The sequence below is a fragment of the Catenulispora yoronensis genome (genome assembly GCF_039531695.1).
Taxonomy (GTDB): domain Bacteria; phylum Actinomycetota; class Actinomycetes; order Streptomycetales; family Catenulisporaceae; genus Catenulispora; species Catenulispora yoronensis.
In genome coordinates this window covers 306,141-321,801 of record NZ_BAAAQN010000001.1, presented here as the reverse complement: position 1 = coordinate 321,801, position 15,661 = coordinate 306,141, and the positions used below count along the sequence as shown (strand labels likewise).

Below are 15,661 nucleotides of genomic sequence, written 5' to 3'. Positions count from 1 at the left end.
CTATCAACCGCACCTCGACACCCACACCCACCTCCACACCCACACTGACCTCGACCTCGACACCCGCACCCGCACCGACACCCGCACCCGCACCGACTTCGCCTCCGAGCCTGGCCCCGACTTCAATGGCAACTCCGACACCGACTCCGACGGCAGCACCGACACCAGCACCGGCCCCGACTTCGCCTCTGACTTCGACTTCGACTCCGGTCTTGACTTCGACCCCAACCCCAGTCCGGAGCTCGGCCCGGATCCCGATCCCGGCTTCGGCTGGGACTTCGGCCGCGACTCCGACCCCGACTTCGGCCGCAGCGATCGCGCCCCGCCCCCGCCCCCACCCCCGCACCCGAATCAGCATCCTGACCACCGCCCTGGCCGCCTCCCTAACCCTCCTCACCCTCCTCGCCTGCGGCCTGGGCGCCTTCCACCTCGCGCCCGCCGACATGCTCTCCTCCATCGCGCACCGGGCCCATCTCGGCGGTCGGCCGATGAATCCGATGGCTGAGTCGGTTCTGTGGAATGTGCGAATGCCGCGCGTGGTGTTGGCTGTACTTGTCGGGGCTTGTCTTGGCTGTGCCGGGGCGTTGATGCAGGGTGTGTTCGGTAATCCGTTGGCTGATCCGGGGGTTATCGGGGTCTCGTCGGGTGGGGCGGTTGGTGCGGTGGCGGTCATTGTGTCGGGGGTTCGGGTGTTCGGGCAGTGGACTGCGAGCGTCGCGGCTTTCGTCGGGGGATTGGTCACTGTGTTTGCCGTCTATCTGATGTCTCGATCCGGTGGGCGGACAGAAGTGCTGACGCTCGTCCTCACCGGCATCGCGGTCAACGCGCTCGGTGGCGCGCTGATCGGGATACTGCTGTTCCTCGCTGATCCGGTGGCGGTGAACGAGGTGGCGTTCTGGCAGCTTGGCTCGTTGAGTCAGGCGACGTGGCCGCAGGTTGTCGCGGTGCTGCCGTTCGCGGTGGTCGGGCTGGTCGTGGCTCCGCGCTTCGCCGGTCGGTTGGATCTGCTCGCTCTTGGTGAGGGGCCGGCCCGGCATCTGGGTGTGGACGTCGAGCGGCTGCGGCTGGCGCTGATCACCCTGGTCGCGGTGTTGACCGCCGCCGCGGTCGCGGTCAGTGGGATCATCGGTTTCGTCGGGCTGGCGGTGCCGCATCTGCTCCGCATGGCCGCCGGTCCGGGCCATCGCTTCCTGGTCCCGGGCAGCGCCCTGGGGGGCGGGGTGGTCCTGGTGGGCGCCGACCTCGCGGCCCGGACCGTCGCGGCCCCCGCGGAGCTGCCGCTGGGAGTGCTGACGGCGCTGCTGGGCAGCCCGGTGTTCTTCTGGCTTCTGCGCCGCTCGCGTCTCGCCCGCGGAGGCTGGGCATGATGGGCCGCCGTCCGGAACCGCCAATCCGCCGCCCGCCCGGCGCCCTGATCGCCGAGGCCCAGGCCGTGCACTTGGCCCGCGGTGGCCGCACCGTCCTGGACTGCGTCGACCTCCCGGTCCGCGCTGGCTCCCTCCTGGCCCTGCTCGGCCCCAACGGCGCGGGCAAGTCGACACTTCTGGCGGCCCTCAGCGGCGACCTGTCACCGAACAGCGGCCGCGTGCTCCTCCACGGCCGTCCCCTGCACGACTACCGCGCCCAGGACCTGGCCCTCCAGCGCGCGATGCTGCCGCAGTCCTCCCCGGTGAGTTTCCCCTTCTCCGCAGTGGAAGTGGTCCGCATGGGCCGCGCGCCGTGGGCCCGCCACGCCACCCTCGACGAGGACGAACGCGCCGTCACCGAAGCGCTGACCGCCACCGACACCCACCACCTGGCCGACCGCCCCTACCCGGCCCTCTCCGGCGGCGAACGAGCCCGCATCGCCCTGGCCCGCGTCCTGGCCCAGCAAACCCAGCTCCTCCTCCTCGACGAACCGACCGCCGCCCTCGACCTCCGCCACCAGGAACTCGTCCTCCGCACCGCCCGCACCCGCGCCAGCGCCGGCGACGCCGTGGTCATGGTGCTCCACGACCTCAGCCTGGCCGCCGCCTATGCCGACGTCATCGCGCTGCTGCACCAAGGCCGCATCCTCGCCCAGGGGCGTCCCGAGGAAGTCCTGGAAGCCTCGACACTCAGCGCCGTCTACGGCTGCCCGGTCGACGTCTTCTCCCATCCGACGCACGGCACGCCGATGGTGGTGCCGGTGCGAGAACGAAAAGTGTGAGGCGCCGCACCCGGAGGACCCGGGTCGGCGGCACCCTACCGCCGGAGCAGACGCTTCGCCGCCTCCGAACCGAACCGCCACCCCCGGATCGCCCACAGCCCGACGGCTCCCCAGAGCCCATCAGCCAGGACGATCCGAACGCTTTGCACCGGGCTCGGGGACAGCCGGTATTTGTGCGGTTCGGTGCCGCGGAGCAGCGACAGCTCGGGAATGGCTCGTTCGGCGGTCAGCGCCATCGCGGCGCGGGTGAGGGCGACGGAGACGTCCACGCGGGATCGCAGGCTGGGGAGGTAGCCGTACAGGTACCCGCCGACCATCGATTTGCCGATGATGAGCACGTCGGAGGCGACGTGCTCCACCTCCAGCGTCTCCTTGTTCTTCAGCGAGAACTCCGCGAGAACGGCCTGGAAGCCGACGGTCTCACCCGGCTCGGTCGAGTTCCGCAGCACCGTCGTGAGGTGATGGCTGAAGCGCTCCGTCATGTGCTCCGAGTTGACCGAGCGGTCGGCCCATTGCTGGCGGTGCAGGTCGAGGAATCTGGCCACCGCGTCCTCGGCGTCGGCCGCCGGTATCAGGCGAGCTTCCAACCCGACCTTGTCGAGTTCGCGCAGACGCCGGCGCAGCTGCTGCCGGGTCTTGGCCGTCTCGATCGTCTCGACGTGCGCCTCCAGCGGCACACCGGGTAGCGACAAGCACACCACGCCGGGGATTTCCATCGTTCCGCCCGGCCAGCTGTCGCGGACCTGGGCCAGGACGCTGCCGGGTCGGACGTCGGCGAAATCCAGCAGATCGAAGCGCAGCTCGCCGCGGATCGCGGTGACCAGCTGGTCGATGATGGCTGGTGCGTCCGGTATGCCCTCGCCCGAGTCGTCGACCAGAACGTCGCAAAAGTCCGATTGCTCGATGCCCACGGGTCGGAGCACCCGCCACAGCCGTTGCCGGGTGAGCACAAAAGCCGCCGCGGCGACCAGGACACCCTGGTGCCGGACGCCGACCACGCACAGCCGGCCGTCGGCCGGCGCGTACCAGCGGCACCAGGACGAGAGCCAGGTTCTCGACTGGAACGGTGTCGCTGCCGAGCAACGCCTGAAAAGTTGGTCCCACTCGGTTCCCAGGGCGTCGAGCGCGTCGGCTCCCCAGGCGACCTCCGCGGTCCAACCGGTCTCCCGCCAATTCACTGCCGACATCACCTGCCCCGTGGTTCAGCTGTGGGTTTGTCTCCCCATACCGTGTGGCGTCCCGTAACGAGCGCCGTTGCGCGTCAGATACTAAGCCACGCTCAGCATATGGTCGCGTTCGAGTCTGGACCGGGGCGGCGGCAGTTGGTCAACCATCAACTAGATGATATTTTTGTTCGATTTCGGAGGCTTGGATCCCACTGGCGGCTTGCGGGGTCGGCGTCGCAAAGCTCTTAAACTGCCTGAGTAACTGACGAGAGCTGTGTCCGCCCCGGCGAACCGGGGCGGACACAGCTCTCGCTTCGGCTCAGCTGCCGAAGGTCGCCCAGAACGAGCAGTGGTGGTCGGCCGCGAAGGTGCTGATCGGTGCGGTGGCCGTCGGGGACAGGGACAGGAATTGGTCGACGACGGGGACGTAGGGGGTCCAGATCGGCTGGCCCGCCGTGATCGGGGTCCCGTGGGCTGCGAAGTCGGCCCAGTACGCCATCATCTCCTTCGAGAGAGCGATCTGCGCCGCGCTCATCCCCGGGAAGCCCGGCCTCGGGAAGACGTACTGCAACTCCGCTGTGTGGAAGGCGCCGAGGGCGAGCCCCGGCGGCAGGAACGGCGGTGTCGGCGCGCTCGTGTCGTTGAACTCGTAGGCGTATACCGGGACGGTGCCCGCTATGGCGCGGTCGGCTGTGCGGGCCGGGCAGACGAAGCCCTCGTCCGTCGCGATCGCGTCGTAGGCCTGAGTCGGAGTGGCGTAAGCGGAGTCCGGATACTGGGCCAGCACTTCGGGAGCGCGGGCGCCGAACAGGCGGCCGACCAGGCCTTTGTAGGAGGCGTCGGTCAGCTGGAGTCCGGACAGGGTCGTGAACAGGCGCCACTCGTCGTGGTTGCTGCCCTGGAGGATCGGGACCCGGTTGTACGCGCCGTTCGCGAAGGCCGCGGCCGGAGTCTGGGGCAGCGCGCTGCCGCCGACCGTCGGGGCCCAGGCCATGTTCGAGGGCAGCAGGATCGGGGGCGCGCCGGCGAGCTCTTTGCCGAGGATCGCCGTCACGTCGGTGGCACGCAGGCAGGCGAGCTGCGTTGCGTCGGCGGGGCATCCCAGGTTCGTGGCGAGCAGCGCGCCTTGGGCGTCAGCGGCGGCCTGGTTCGTGAAGCCCACGCCCGCGCCGCTCTCCACGATGGCCCGCTGGAAGAGGCCGGCGGCCGTCGGCGAGACCACTTGGGCCCAGACCGCCGCGCCGCCCGCGGATTCCCCGGACAGGGTGGTCCGCGCCGGGTCGCCGCCGAAGCCCGCGATGTTCCCGCGAACCCACTTCAGGGCCGCCTGCTGGTCGAGCAAGCCGAAGTTCCCGGCTGCCGCGGAGTCCTCCGCCGCCAGCGCCGGCGTGTGGAGGTAGCCGAGCGCGCCGAGCCGGTAGTTGACCGTCACCACGATCACGTTCTCGGTCCGGGCCAGAGCCCTGGGGTCGACGTCGTTGTCGGAGCCGAAGACGTAGCCGCCGCCAGGGATGAAGACGATCACGGGCAGCTTGCCGAGCGGCTGCGGGTCGGGGGTGTAGACGTTGAGGTTGAGGCAGTCCTCCGACCCCTCGACGGCGCCGCCGGCCAGTTCCTCGACCTGGGCGCACTTGTTGCCCGGCGCCGTCGCGGCGCGGACTCCGGTCCACGGCGCCGCCGGAGCCGGAGCCTTCCACCTCAGGGCGCCGGTGGGCGGAGCCGCGTAGGGGATGCCGAGGAACGTGCGGTTGCCGGCCGCGACCGTGCCCTGGACCACTCCCTTGTCGGTGGTGACGAGCGAGGGGTCCGCGGTGGCCGCGGCGGCCTTGGTGAATGCGGCGGCCGTGGTGGCGGCGGCCGGCTGCGCGGCTGCGATCTGCCGGCCGGGGCCGACCAGCAGCACGGCGGCCCCCAAGAGTGCGGCTGACGCCGCGGCGGTTCTGCGGAGGAAGGACTCCATGCGGTACTCCAGTTCGATGACGTGGCGCCGACTCGGATTTCCTGTGCGTGAACTAATTCATCATTATCTTCATGGTGATCTAGATCACGAGGCTCGTGTCCTGCGATGCCATTGGGTGGAACGCGCATGTCCGTCCCGGGTCCGGGGGATCGTCACCCCGGCGTAATTCACCATGTTTATTATGGAGACCTGGCCGCCGCGGTCTGGTGCCGCACGTCGGATCGGCCATATCCTCCCTGCACGGGACCGAACGAGGGGCAGACATGGTTGCCAGCCACGGCGTCGAGGGCGCGCCTTCGAGCGAGACCGGCGCATCCGCCAAGAACGCCTCTGCCGCGTCCGGGCGCCGGCGGCTCGCCCCGGCCGCCGCCGCGGACCGTCCGGCGCCGCGGCTGTCGCGCGCCGAGAGCGTCGCCGAGCAGCTGGCGGCCATCGCCGAGAGCGCGGAACCGGGCGACCGGCTGGGTTCGAAGGAGGAGTTGCGGGCGCGCTGCGGCGTCTCGGTCGGCACGTTCAACGAGGCCATCCGCATCGCCCAGTCGCGCGGGATCCTGTCGGTGCGGCCCGGGCCCGGCGGCGGGCTGTTCGTCGCCGTCCAGTCCGCGATGGTGCGGCTCGGCAACTCGGTCCTGGCCCTGGATGCCGGCGGCACGACGGTCGCCGAGGCGGTGCGGATCCGCGACGCGCTCGACCCCCTGATGATCGAGGACGCCCTCTGGTACGCCTCGCCCGCCGACATCGCGGAGATGCGCGGGGTCGTCGCCGACATGGCCGCCGCGGTCGAGCGCGACGACCCGACCGCCTTCATCCACGCGAACTGGCGGCTGCACGCGCGGATCGCCGCGGTCAGTCCGCATCCGGTGTTGCGCTCGCTGTATGTCAGCCTTCTGGACCAGATCGAGTCGCACACGCTCGACGTCCTGCCGGTGAGCGAGCAGCCGCTCCCGGCCTACATCGCCGAGCGGCACGCGCTGCACGCGGCGATCGTCGACGCGCTCGACGGCCGGGACCGGGAGCTGGCGCTCCGGCTGATCGCGGAGCACAACACCAGCAACGCGCTGCCCGCCGCCCTGGGGCCGGCGCGTTAGTGGGTTCGACGATCGCCGCGTGATGTGTGGCGGTCGGTTGGGCACGACCCTCGCGTAATCAGCCGCGATCAGCCGCAGTCAGCCGCAGTCGGCTGCAATCAGCCAACGATCAGCCGACGATCGGCGCGGCGGTCGCGGCGCGGACGTCCTCGACGCTGACACCCGGCGCCGTCTCGCGCAGCACCAGGCCGTCAGCGGTGACGTCGAGCACGGCGAGGTCGGTGATGATCCGCTGGACGCAGCGCGCACCGGTGAGCGGCAGCGAGCACTCCGCGACGATCTTGGCGCTGCCGTCCCGCGCGGTGTGCTCCATCATGACCACGACGCGCTTGGCGCCGTGCACGAGGTCCATCGCGCCGCCCATGCCCTTGACCAGCTTGCCCGGGACGGTCCAGTTGGCCAGGTCGCCGCGCGCCGAGACCTGCATCGCGCCCAGGATCGCGACGTCGATGTGGCCGCCGCGGATCATGCCGAACGAGGCCGCGGAGTCGAAGAACGACGCCCCGGGCAGCACCGTGACCGTCTCCTTGCCCGCGTTGACCAGGTCGGGATCGACCTCCTCGGGCAGCGGGTAGGGGCCGACGCCCAGGATCCCGTTCTCCGACTGCAGCACGACGTGCACGCCGTCCGGAATGTGGTTCGGGACCAGGGTGGGCAGCCCGATGCCGAGGTTGACGTACTGCCCGTCGGCGAGTTCCCGCGCGACGCGGGCGGCGAGTTCGGACCGGGTGAGGGCCATGGTCAGGGTTCCGTTCGTGGTCGGGTGGTGCGCTTCTCGATGAGCTTGCCGGCCGTGCCGACCTCGACGACGCGCTGGACGAAGACGCCCGGGGTGTGGACGCGGTCGGGGTCGAGCTCGCCGGGTTCGACGAGCTCCTCGACCTCGGCGATGGTGATCCGTCCGGCCATGGCGCACAGCGGATTGAAGTTGCGCGCCGACGCGTCGTACACCAGGTTGCCGTGCCGGTCGCCGACGGCGGCCCGGACCAGCGCGAAGTCGCACACGATCCCGTGCTCCAGGACGTGGTCCCGGCCAGCGAAGGCCCGTACCTCGCGGGCCGGCGACGCGATCGCGACCGTCCCGTCGGGGTGGTACCGCCAGGGCAGGCCGCCGGTGGCGACCAGGGTTCCGACCCCGGCGGGGGTGTAGAAGGCCGGGATGCCGGAGCCGCCGGCCCGTAGGCGCTCGGCCAGCGTGCCCTGCGGTGTGAGCTCCACTTCGAGCTCTCCGGCCAGGTACTGCCGGGCGAACTCCTTGTTCTCCCCGACGTAGGAGCTGACGGTCCGGCGGATCCGGCCGGCCCCGAGCAGGATCCCGAGGCCGGCGTCGTCGACGCCGCAGTTGTTGGACACGGTCTCCAGGTCGTCGGCGCCCGCCTCGTGCAGGGCGCTGATCAGGACGTGCGGGATCCCGCACAGCCCGAATCCGCCGACGGCCAGCGAGGAGCCCGACGCGATGTCGGCGACGGCCAGCGCGGCGGAGTCATAGGTCTTGTCCATGCGGTCACTTCCTGTCGGGTGCGGGGGCGGCGAGCCGGGCCCCGAGGGCGCGCAGCGTGCCGTCCAGGCCTGCGGCGTCGGTCGCGGCGTGGACGTAGAAGTCGGGCCGGATCACGACCGCCTCGGCGCCCAGGTCGGCGAACCATCCCGCGTAGCGTCCGTCGAGGTCGACGACCTCGGCGTCGGGGCTGTCGGGAGCGCCCACGCGGAGCACCTTCGCGCCGAGCCGGGCCAGGACGGCGCGGCTCGCGGCGGTCAGCGCCACGGCTCCGGCGGCCCTGGGGCCCGGGTGCGCGTCGATGAGCACGAACCAGCCGTGGCCCACGACGTCGTCGAACAGGCCGGTGCATCCGTCGTACTCCACCCGGGACTGGATCGAGAGCAGGCCGGCCTGTTCGTCGCCGTCGGCGAAGACGCCGGGCCCGAGCCGGGGCGCGGGCGGCGGGGCCGGCGCCAGGGCGGGGTCCGCGATGGCGGCCATCAGCTCCCGATCACGCTCGGCCGCCTGCTCCTGCCCGGGCACGCAGATCACCTTGCCCAGACCGATGGAGACGTCGATGAAGTGGCGCACGTGCGGCGACCGCTCGGGTCCGTACGTGTCCAGGAGCCGGTCGTCCGCGGCGCCCCGCAGGACGAGATCGAGCTTCCACGCCAGGTTGAACACGTCGCGCAGACCCGCGCACATGCCCTGGCCCGCGAACGGCGGCATCAGGTGCGCCGCGTCGCCGGCGATCAGCACCCGGCCCGCGCGCCACTCGTCGGCCCAGTGCGCCTGGAAGCGGTAGACGGTGTGCCGTTCGAGCTCCGCGTTGTCGGGCGTCAGGCCCCAGGGCCGCAGGAGCTCCCACGCGGTCTCGGCCTTGTTCAGGTCGTTGACGTCCTCGCCGGGCAGGGCCATGAACTCCCACCGGCGCCGTCCGGGTCCGCCGGGGACGATGGTGGTGGGCCGCGCGGGATCGCACAGCTGCCAGGCCGGCGGATCGAACGTCATCGGCTCGTTCGGGATCATGTCCAGGATCAGCCAGTCGAAGAAGAACCCGAGGTCGGTCAGCTCGAGGCCGAGCAGGTTCCGGACCGTGCTGTTCGCGCCGTCGCAGCCGACCAGGTAACGCGCCCGGACGGTGTGCGGCTCGCCTTCGGCGCCGGAGTCCCCGGTCGGCCGCACCGTGACGGTCACTCCGTCCCGGTCCTGGTCCACCGCGACCGCGCGCAGCCCGCGCCGGACGGTCACGGTCGGGTGCTTGCGGGCGCGGGCGTCCAGCTCGCGCTCCAGGTCGGGCTGCGCGAAGAAGTTCGCGGTGTTCCACCACGACGGGCCCACGCCGCGCCAGTCGACCCGCAGCAGGGTCTGCCGGTTGGCGTTGCGCCACTCGTACCAGTCGTCGTAGGGCTCGATGATCGGGTCGGTGTCCGGCCGGATGCCGACGGATTGCAGGATCCGGGCCACCTCGTGGTCGAAGTGGACCGCGCGGGGCATCGGATAGATCCCGCCGTAGCGTTCGATCACGACGACTTCGTAGCCGTGCCGGCCGAGCAACGCGGCCAGCAGCTGCCCGACCGGGCCGTAGCCCACGATGGCGACGTCGGCCACGCGGGCCGAGTCCGCCGAGTCCGCCGGGTCGGCCGGGCCGGCCATGCCGGGCTCGGCGGCCGGGTGCGGGGAGGTGTTCATGGTGCGTCCTTTTGAAGCGGGTGCGCGAGCCGGGGCAGGAGCGTGCCGAGCCGGCCGGCGCCTCGGATCAGCAGCGGCCACAGGCCGCGCGGGGCGAAGCGCACGATCGCGATCAGCAGCGCGCCCTCGATGATCACGCTGGCGGTCTGGTAGCTCTCCAGCTGCTTGGTGAGCAGGTAGTAGACGACGACGGCGCCGACCGCCGGCCCCAGGACGGTCCCAATCCCGCCGACGATCGTCATCAGCAGGGCGTTGATGGTCCAGCCCAGGCCGAGCATGCCGCCGGGCTCGAAGCTGATCTGCTGGAGCGCCAGCAGGGCTCCGACCAGGCCGCTGAGCCCGCCGCTGATCAGCAGCGCGCCCAGGCGGTGGCGGAAGACCGGGACGCCGAGTCCGACCGCTGCCGGCTCGTTGTCCCGGACCGCTTTCAGGCGCATCCCGAAGCCGGAGTGCGCGACCAGGTACGCCGCGATCATCGCGATCGCGGCGACCGCGCAGGCCAGCTGGAACACCTCCACGGGCCCCGGAACCCCGGCGGCCGGCAGGCTGATGCCCGTCGAGCCGCCGGCGAACGACCAGTTCACGGCCCAGGCCTGCAACGCGAGCGCGGCGGCCAGGGTGCCGATGGCGAAGTAGTCGCCGCGCAGCCGCAGCAGCGGGTAGGCGAGCAGCGCCGACAGCGCCACTCCCGCGGCCACGGCGCCGACGACCGCCGGTCCGTAGCCCAGGCCGGCGTGCACCTCCAGCAGCCCGGCGCTGTAGGCGCCGGTGCCGACGAAGGCGCTGGCGCCCAGGGACATCTGGCCGGCATAGCCGGCCAGGATGTTCCAGGCCTGGGCCAGCGCGATGAAGGCCAGCAGGGTCGTGGCGATGTCCAGCTGGTAGGCGGTGAACGCCGAGGTGGACTGGGCCGCGATCGCGGCCGGCACGGCGAAGGCCGCGACGCCGGGCCACAGCCGCCACCGGTGGTCCGGCGTGCGCAACAGTGCGGTGAGACGGCTCGTCATGCCGGCGCCCTCCGGACGAACAGGCCACGCGGTCGGACCGCGAGGACGACGAAGAACAGCAGATACACGGACAGGTCGCGGTAGCCGCCGCCGAACTGCGCCGCGGCCAGCGACTGGACCAGGCCCAGCAGCAGCGCCCCGGCGAAGGTGCCGGCGACGTTCCCGACGCCGCCCAGCACCACGACCGCGATGCCGATCACCAGGTAGGGGATGCCGGCGTCCGGCGTGAAGCTGAAGGTGACCCCGAGCAGGACCCCGCCGACCGCCGTGACCGCCGCGCTCACCGCGAAGGTGACCGCGTAGACGCGGCGGATGTCGATGCCCATCAGCCCGGCGGTCGCCGGATCGGCCGCCGCGGCCCGGACCGCGAGCCCGGCCCGGGTCCGGGTCAGCACCAGGTGCGCCGCGCCGCACAGCGCCGCGGCGACGAGGAACGCGACCAGGTAGATGCCCCGGACCTGGACCCCGGCCACGGTGAAGCCGGACGTGGACAGCGAGCTGGTCAGCGCCTTCGGGGTCGAGCTGAACTCCTGGGAGAACACGCCCTGCACGAGCATCGAGATCCCGAACGTCGCGACCAGCGCCCCCTCGGCGCCGCGGACCAGCAGCCCGGTCAGCAGGAAGCGCTGGACCAGGTAGGCCAGGACCGCGACGGCGGCCACCGCGAGCGGCAGCGCGAGGAACGGCCCGATGCCCAGATGCTCGCTGATGACGTAGGCGAGGTACGCGCCGCCGATGAGGATCTCGCCGTGCGCGAGGTTGATCAGCCGCAGGACCCCGAACACGATCGACAGGCCCAGGGCCACCAGCGCGTACAGGCCGCCGAGGAGCAGGCCGTTGACGACGGCGTTCGCGGTCACCGGGGTGCTCCTGCCAGGTGGGCGGCGGGGTGCTCGGCGCGGCGCTGATCGGTGCCGAGCGAACTGTTCCGGCGCGAACCGGTGCCGAGCTGAGCGGTGCGGAGCTGAGCGGTGCGGAGCTGACCAGCGCCGAGCTGCTCGTTGCGGCACTGCTCGGTGCGGAGCTGATCGGCCCGGCGTGGACCGTCCCGGCGCGGACCGGCCGCCGTCACCGCAGGCCCTTCGCGGGTTCTTCCAGCTTCGCGTCCGGCGTGCTCGGCACGATCAGCACCGTGTCGTTGTTCTGCCACTGCGTCAGCAGGAACGGGGTGGCGGCCGTGTGCTTGTCGCCGAACTTGATGTGGCCCAGCGGGTAGTCGGCGTCGGTCTTGCCGATCGCGGCGTTGAGCTTGGCCGGGTCGGTGCTGCCGGCGCTCTTGATCCCGTCGGTGACGATCGCGGCCACGGTGTAGCCCAGCACGGCGATGTTGAGGTCGGACATGTTGCCCGGGTACTGCTTGCCCAGCGTCCCCATCAGGGCCTGGCTGTTGGCCAGGCCGGTGCCCGGGGACCAGAAGGCGTCGGACAGGGTGCCCTCGGCGATCGGGCCCAGGGCCTTCGGCCAGCTGTTGCCGGCCGCGGCCTTCGCGACGAAGGCGGCGTCGGGCTGGAATCCCAGGGCCTTCATCTGCTTCCACAGGGCGATGCCGTCCGGCGGGACCATCTGGCCGGCGACCAGCTGCGCGCCCTTGCTCTTGGCGTCGTCGATGAAGGAGGAGAAGTCGGTGGTGCCGACCGGGAAGGAGTAGTCGCCGACGACCTGGAGGCCGGCGGCCGCCAGCGCCTGCTTGTACAGGGGGCGCTCGGCGACGCCGTCGGGCTCGGTGTCGGTGAACAGCGCCACCTTCTTGCCGCCGGTGGTCATCGCCAGCCCCTTCGCGACGGCGGTGGCCTGGTCCTGCTCGTCGAAGAACAGGTCCCAGGCGTAGGTCCAGCCGGCGGTGTTGCCCGCTTGGAAGGCGTGGACGGGGTTGCACGAGGACACGTAGGGCACCTTCTGCTGCTCGGCCGCCAGCGCCTCGGGCGCCACGATCGGCGGCGTGCAGGCTCCGAGCAGCGCGACCGCGCCGTCCTTGAGGACGAGTTCGCGGACCTGCTGCGTCGCGGTGTTCGGGTCGCTGCGGTTGTCCAGCACGGTCAGCGCGACCTTGCGCTTGGTGCCGCCGACGTCGAGGCCGCCGGCCGCGTTGAGGTCGGAGATCTGCTGCTGGTAGCCGGACTGCAGGGCCACGCCGAACTGCCCCAGCGGGCCGGTCAGCGACAGGCTCGTGCCCAGCACGACGGTCTGGCCGCCGCCCGAGCCGCCGGCGGCGGCGTTCGCGCCGCCGCCCTTGGTGCTGCCGCCGCACGCGGCGGTGAGCGCCAGCGGGGCGACGGCCCCGGCGACGAGGGCTCTGAATATGGTGGATCGGCTCATGATGATGCGGGTCCCTTCGGTCGGTGGATCGGCGTTCAGGCGTCGCGGGCCGGGGCGAGAGCGGTCCTCGTCCCGAAATAGAACTCGTCGAGGGTGGCCTGGTCGGTGAGGAACTCGGGCGCGCCGGTGTAGCTGACGCGGCCGCGTTCCAGGACGTAGACCCGGTCGGCCACGGTGAGGCTGCGGTGCACGTTCTGCTCGACGAGCAGGACGGCGACGCCGCGCTCCCGGATCTTCACGAGCGCCTCGTAGAGCGCGTCGATCGCCACCGGGGCGAGTCCGAGCGAGATCTCGTCGCACAGCAGCAGCCGCGGGCGGGACATCAGCGCCCGTCCGATCGCCAGCATCTGCTGCTGGCCGCCGGACAGTTCGCCCGCGCGGCGGTCGGCCATCTCGGAGAGCATGGGGAAGATCTCGTGTACGTCGTCGAGCCGGTCGCGCAGCTCGGCCCGGCGCAGGCGCAGGCCGCCGCTCAGCGACAGGTTCTCCAGCACGGTCAGCTCGCCGAAGATCCGGCGGCCCTCGGGGCAGTGCGCGATGCCGTCGCGGTTGCGGGCGTACGACGGTTCGCCGCTGACGTCGCGTCCGGCGAACTCGATCCGGCCGGACGCCGCGCGCAGCGCCCCGGACAGGGTGCCGGCCAGGGTGGACTTCCCGGCGCCGTTGGCCCCGAGCACGGCGACGATCTCCCCGGCGTCGACGTCGACGCTGACGTCCCGCAGCGCGACGATGTCGCCGTAGGCGGTGGTCAGGGACGTCGCCCGGAGCAGCGGTTCTCGCGCGGGCTTCCGGGCAGGACGCTGATCGGGGACCGGCTTCGCGTCCGGTTCGGTGTCCGGTTCGGTGTCCGGCTCGGTGTCCGGCTCGTTCTCCGGTTCGGCATTCGTCCCGGCGGCGTGACCGCTGCCGAGGTACACCTCGCGCACTCGCGGGTCGGCGGACACCTCGGCCGGCGTCCCCTCGGCGATGACCCGGCCCCAGTCCATGACCAGGACCCGGTCCACGAGCGCGGCGACGACGCCTTCGACGTGCTCGACCAGGATCAGGCTCCGGCCCTGCGCGTGGATGGTGCGGATGAGCTCGACGACCTGGTCGAGCTCGCGCCCGTTCAGCCCGGCGGCGACCTCGTCCAGCAGGATCAGCGACGGGTCGACGGACAGCGCCCGGGCCAGTTCCAGGCGTTTGAGGTCCAGCAGGCGCAGCGCGGACGCGGGCAGCGCGGCCTTGTCGGCCAGGCCGCACGTCTCCAGGACCGCCTCGACCGCCGCGTACCGGTCCCGCGAGGCGGGTCCGCCCCGGCCGCCGAGACCGCTCCAGCTGCCGAAACCGCCCCAGCCATCGAGGCCGCGACGGCTGCGGCCGCCGCGCTCTCCGCCACCGCGCCCACCGCCGCCACGCTCTGCGCGCTCACCGTGCTCACCACGGCCACCGTCCCGCCGGGCCATCGCGCCGATCGCGATGTTCTCCCGGACCGTGAGCCCCTTGAACGGCCGCGGGATCTGGTAGGCCAGGGCGATGCCGTGCCGCGCGACCTCGTGCGGGGCCAGGTCGGCCACGGCCGTGCCGCCGAACCGGACAGACCCCTCGTCCGGCCGGTACGCCCCGGACAGCAGTTTGAGCAAGCTGCTCTTGCCCGCCCCGTTCGGACCGATCACGGCCAGGGCCTCGCCCGGGGCGAGGTGGAAGCTCACGTCGTTCACGGCGGTGACGCCCCCGAACCGCTTGGTCAGGTGCTCGACGCTCAAGGAGGGAAGAACCACAGTGCGCCCTTCGGCAGGCAGGAGGGGTGGGTCGAAAACATCAGGGGCCTTACTCGGTGGGGATCCGGGGCCGGCGCTACCGCGCGCCGTGGCTCCCGGTCATGAGCGCGCCCAGGTCCTCGGGCGCCAGGAACGACGGCGGCGGAGGCGGGCCCCAGTTGAACAGGCCCTTCGCGCCCTCCAGCACCTCCGGCGTCCAGAGCTGGTCGTCCGGGACGCAGTCCATGTCGGAGTAGTACTCGCTGAAGTTGCCGGCCGGGTCCTTGAGGTACCAGAAGAAGTTCGAGCCGGCGTGGTGCCGTCCCAGGCCCCACACGTGCCGCTCGGGGTGGTCCTCCAGCATCGCCGCCGCGCCCCGGCCGACGTCGTCGATGTCGTCGACCTGCCAGGACGTGTGGTGCAGGTAGGTGACCGGCGCCTGGAGCAGCAGCAGGTTGTGGTGGTCGGTCGAGCACCGCAGGAAGACCCCGACCTCGCCGATCCGGTCGCTGACCTTGAACCCCAGGCCCTCGGTGAAGAAGGCCCCCGCGACCGCCAGGTCGGTGGTGCCGACGACCGCGTGCCCGAGCTTGCGGGGCCGGACCGGCCCGGTCCGCAGGATGCCCGGCGCGCGCGAGCCCTGGCGCTCGATCCGGCCGGGGCCGTTATACGAGGTGGCCGGAACGCGCTCCTGCACGAGCCGGGGCGCCACCTCCAGGACCGCGCGCACGCCGGTGGCCGCTTCGACGGCGGTCAGCGTGTCGGCGGTGCGCTCGACGCCGACGACGCCGAGCCGGGCCAGGTTCGCCGCCGCGCGGCCGAGGTCGTCGCGGTCGTCGACGCCGACGCGCAGCTCCACCAGCCGGCGGGTCGGGGCTGCGACGATGCGCAGCTGCCGTCCGGCGTCCCGGGTGGTGAACCACCCGTCCGCCTCGGCGCCGAGCCCGAACTCGGAGTAGTAGCCGGCGGTCTGCGCGACGTCGGGGACGCCGATGGAGACGGACAGGAGCCGGTGCAGAGTCATG

Annotated in this window: 14 protein-coding genes; 3 read left to right on the top strand and 11 right to left on the bottom strand. The window is 72.0% G+C overall.

What is annotated here, in order from left to right; genetic code table 11:
• Positions 1–44: 44 nt before the first annotated feature.
• Together ABD481_RS01090 and ABD481_RS01085 are read left to right on the top strand one after the other, a co-directional pair.
• Positions 45–1,367, top strand: coding sequence for a FecCD family ABC transporter permease (locus tag ABD481_RS01090; protein ID WP_425559091.1), 1,323 nt, complete (start codon positions 45–47; stop codon positions 1,365–1,367).
• Positions 1,364–2,188 (top strand): heme ABC transporter ATP-binding protein, encoded by an 825-nt coding sequence (locus ABD481_RS01085; RefSeq protein WP_344663545.1) that lies wholly within the window; start codon positions 1,364–1,366, stop codon positions 2,186–2,188. Before ABD481_RS01090 ends, ABD481_RS01085 begins: the two co-directional genes overlap by 4 nt.
• 35 nt (positions 2,189–2,223) lie before the next feature.
• Here the strand turns inward: ABD481_RS01085 and ABD481_RS01080 are convergent, their stop codons facing one another.
• Both ABD481_RS01080 and ABD481_RS01075 read right to left on the bottom strand, forming a co-directional pair.
• Complete coding sequence (locus ABD481_RS01080; protein WP_344663544.1) at positions 2,224–3,375, bottom strand: GNAT family N-acetyltransferase; 1,152 nt, start codon at positions 3,373–3,375, stop codon at positions 2,224–2,226.
• 298 nt (positions 3,376–3,673) lie between these two features.
• Complete coding sequence (locus ABD481_RS01075; RefSeq protein WP_344663543.1) at positions 3,674–5,314, bottom strand: carboxylesterase/lipase family protein; 1,641 nt, start codon at positions 5,312–5,314, stop codon at positions 3,674–3,676.
• Between the two features lie 263 nt (positions 5,315–5,577).
• Here ABD481_RS01075 and ABD481_RS01070 point away from each other — a divergent pair, with 263 nt between their 5' ends.
• Complete coding sequence (locus ABD481_RS01070; protein ID WP_344663542.1) at positions 5,578–6,402, top strand: FadR/GntR family transcriptional regulator; 825 nt, start codon at positions 5,578–5,580, stop codon at positions 6,400–6,402.
• A 109-nt stretch (positions 6,403–6,511) separates the two neighbouring features.
• Here ABD481_RS01070 and ABD481_RS01065 read toward each other — a convergent pair whose 3' ends face one another.
• The 9 genes from ABD481_RS01065 to ABD481_RS01025 all read right to left on the bottom strand — a co-directional run bounded on the left by ABD481_RS01065 (position 6,512) and on the right by ABD481_RS01025 (position 15,660).
• Positions 6,512–7,141 (bottom strand): CoA transferase subunit B, encoded by a 630-nt coding sequence (locus tag ABD481_RS01065; protein WP_344663541.1) that lies wholly within the window; start codon positions 7,139–7,141, stop codon positions 6,512–6,514.
• A gap of 2 nt (positions 7,142–7,143) precedes the next feature.
• Positions 7,144–7,902, bottom strand: coding sequence for a CoA transferase subunit A (locus tag ABD481_RS01060; RefSeq protein ID WP_344663540.1), 759 nt, complete (start codon positions 7,900–7,902; stop codon positions 7,144–7,146).
• Positions 7,903–7,906: 4 nt separating this feature from the next.
• Positions 7,907–9,574 carry a bifunctional 3-(3-hydroxy-phenyl)propionate/3-hydroxycinnamic acid hydroxylase MhpA gene (gene mhpA, locus ABD481_RS01055; protein WP_344663539.1) on the bottom strand — a complete coding sequence of 556 codons (1,668 nt, stop codon included), beginning with the start codon at positions 9,572–9,574 and terminating at the stop codon, positions 7,907–7,909.
• Complete coding sequence (locus tag ABD481_RS01050; RefSeq protein WP_344663538.1) at positions 9,571–10,581, bottom strand: branched-chain amino acid ABC transporter permease; 1,011 nt, start codon at positions 10,579–10,581, stop codon at positions 9,571–9,573. The genes mhpA and ABD481_RS01050 overlap by 4 nt, the downstream gene beginning before the upstream one ends.
• Complete coding sequence (locus ABD481_RS01045; protein ID WP_344663537.1) at positions 10,578–11,441, bottom strand: branched-chain amino acid ABC transporter permease; 864 nt, start codon at positions 11,439–11,441, stop codon at positions 10,578–10,580. The genes ABD481_RS01050 and ABD481_RS01045 overlap by 4 nt, the downstream gene beginning before the upstream one ends.
• Complete coding sequence (locus ABD481_RS01040; RefSeq protein ID WP_344663536.1) at positions 11,438–11,653, bottom strand: hypothetical protein; 216 nt, start codon at positions 11,651–11,653, stop codon at positions 11,438–11,440. The genes ABD481_RS01045 and ABD481_RS01040 overlap by 4 nt, the downstream gene beginning before the upstream one ends.
• Positions 11,650–12,897, bottom strand: a complete 1,248-nt coding sequence (locus ABD481_RS01035) for an ABC transporter substrate-binding protein (protein ID WP_344663535.1) — start codon at positions 12,895–12,897, stop codon at positions 11,650–11,652. Before ABD481_RS01035 ends, ABD481_RS01040 begins: the two co-directional genes overlap by 4 nt.
• 35 nt (positions 12,898–12,932) lie before the next feature.
• The gene (locus ABD481_RS01030; protein ID WP_344663534.1) at positions 12,933–14,642 is read right to left on the bottom strand and encodes an ATP-binding cassette domain-containing protein; all 1,710 of its coding nucleotides are present in this window, start codon (positions 14,640–14,642) and stop codon (positions 12,933–12,935) included.
• Between the two features lie 91 nt (positions 14,643–14,733).
• Positions 14,734–15,660 (bottom strand): VOC family protein, encoded by a 927-nt coding sequence (locus tag ABD481_RS01025; RefSeq protein ID WP_344663533.1) that lies wholly within the window; start codon positions 15,658–15,660, stop codon positions 14,734–14,736.
• Between the last annotated feature and the right edge of the window lies 1 nt (position 15,661).